This window comes from Alishewanella sp. HH-ZS (assembly GCF_001704375.1).
Lineage (GTDB): Bacteria > Pseudomonadota > Gammaproteobacteria > Enterobacterales > Alteromonadaceae > Alishewanella > Alishewanella aestuarii.
This window is the reverse complement of record NZ_LZEJ01000082.1, coordinates 1-2,054: the sequence shown is the minus strand read 5'-3', so window position 1 is coordinate 2,054 and position 2,054 is coordinate 1. Positions and strand designations below refer to the sequence as shown.

Annotated in this window: 1 protein-coding gene; it reads right to left on the bottom strand. The window is 52.3% G+C overall.

Annotation, left to right across the window (positions count from 1 at the left end; genetic code table 11):
- Nucleotides 1–54 precede the first annotated feature (54 nt).
- Nucleotides 55–1,938 (bottom strand): propionyl-CoA synthetase, encoded by a 1,884-nt coding sequence (locus A9165_RS16310; protein WP_065956666.1) that lies wholly within the window; start codon nucleotides 1,936–1,938, stop codon nucleotides 55–57.
- Nucleotides 1,939–2,054 lie beyond the last annotated feature (116 nt).

Sequence of the window (2,054 nt, the reverse complement as noted above, 5' to 3'; positions counted from 1 at the left end):
GTGGGGATACCTCAGGGTCAGAGCTCTTACCGGTACCGGAGACGTGTGGATAAATCAGGCGAGGCCGTGCTGTTTCATTAACGCTTCGAGTTCAGGTAGGCTGGCCGGATCGTCAATGGTGGAAGGGATTTGATAGGCCTGGCCTTCGCCGATTTGGCGCAGCAGTTTACGCAGGATTTTGCCGGAGCGGGTTTTCGGTAGGCGCGGCACGACTAAAGCGCGTTTAAAGCAAGCGACGGCGCCAATTTCCTGCCTTACTAGTGCGACTAACTCATCCTGCACGGTCTTGGCATCGGTGTTGACGCCGTTTTTCAGTAGCACAAAGCCAACAGGTTGCTGACCTTTAAGTTCATCCGGTAAGCCTATAACACAACACTCGGCAACCGCTGGGTGCGAAGCGATGATTTCTTCCATTTCACCGGTAGAAAGCCGGTGCCCGGCAACATTGATCACATCGTCAGTGCGGCCCATCACAAACAGATAGCCATCCTCATCCAGATATCCGCCATCGCCGGTGGCATAATAGCCCGGAAATTGGCTCAAATAACCTGCCACATAGCGATCCGGGTTGCCCCACACTGTACTTAAACAGCCGGGCGGTAAGGGGAGCTTAATCGCAATATTACCCTGTTGGTTGGCGGCGACCGGTTGTCCTTCGTCATTCAGGATCTGTACGTTATAGCCCGGTACCGGACAGGTTGCCGAGCCGGCTTTAGCTGGTAGCAATTCAACGCCTGCCAGATTGGCGCAAATCGCCCAACCGGTTTCAGTTTGCCACCAATGATCAATAACCGGCTTGCCTGAGACTTCGCAAGCCCAGTGATAGGTTGGGGGATCCAGCCGCTCGCCAGCCATAAAGATGGTTTCCAGTTTACTGAGATCATACTGCTTCATCAGCTCAGCATTCGGATCTTCTTTGCGGATCGCCCGAAATGCAGTAGGTGCTGCGAAAATGGCTTTAACGCCATATTCGGCACAAACCCGCCAGAAGGCACCGGCATCGGGTGTAAACACCGGTTTGCCTTCATATAAAATCGTGGTGCAACCAGCCAGCAATGGCGCATAAACGATATAAGAGTGGCCAACTACCCAACCGACATCGGATGCAGTCCAAAATACTTCGCCCGGTTTGATATTGTAAATTGCTTGCATGCTGTAGTGCAGGGCAACGGCATGACCACCATTATCACGCACCACGCCCTTAGGTTTCCCGGTGGTACCTGAGGTATACAGAATATATAACGGATCCGTGGCTTTTACCGGGGTGGGAGCTGCCGGGTTTGCTGTGGCCATTTCGGCTTGCCAATCGAGATCCCGGCCAGCAACCAAATTGGCGACTTGCTGCGGCCTCTGATAAATAATACAGCGATCGGGCTGATGGCTGGCTTTCTCCAACGCGCTGTCGAGCAGTGGCTTGTAGCTGATCACACGGTTAATTTCGATACCACAGGAGGCGCTTACCACTACCTTGGGTTTGGCATCATCAATCCGTACTGCCAATTCATGTGGTGCAAAGCCGCCGAACACCACCGAATGAATGGCACCGAGGCGTGCTGTCGCCAGCATTGCAATTGCAGCCTGCGGGATCATCGGCATATAAATGACCACCCGATCCCCCTTGGTTACGCCCTGAGCTTGTAATACTCCGGCAAAAAGCGCGACCTCATCCCGCAATTCGCGGTAACTGTAACGACGTTTACTGCCGGTAACCGGAGAGTCATAAAACATGGCAGTTTGTTCGCCGCGGCCTTGCTCCACATGGTAGTCGAGCGCCAGATAACTGGTATTGAGCTCGCCATCGGCAAACCATTGATATTGCCCTTGCTGTTCGGTGAGTACCTGGGTTGGTTGCTTAAACCAAGCCAGCTTACTGGCTTTGTCGCCCCAAAACTTAACAGCATTGTCGACGGATCCTTGGTATTCGGTACGGTAAGACATGGTTTTTGCCCCTATTGATGGTCTTTATGTCGACACTTTACAAAATTTTACGCTGAATAAAACTTAGACTATTGGCTATAACCCCGCCAATTTTTATCCACAGCACTATATGAACG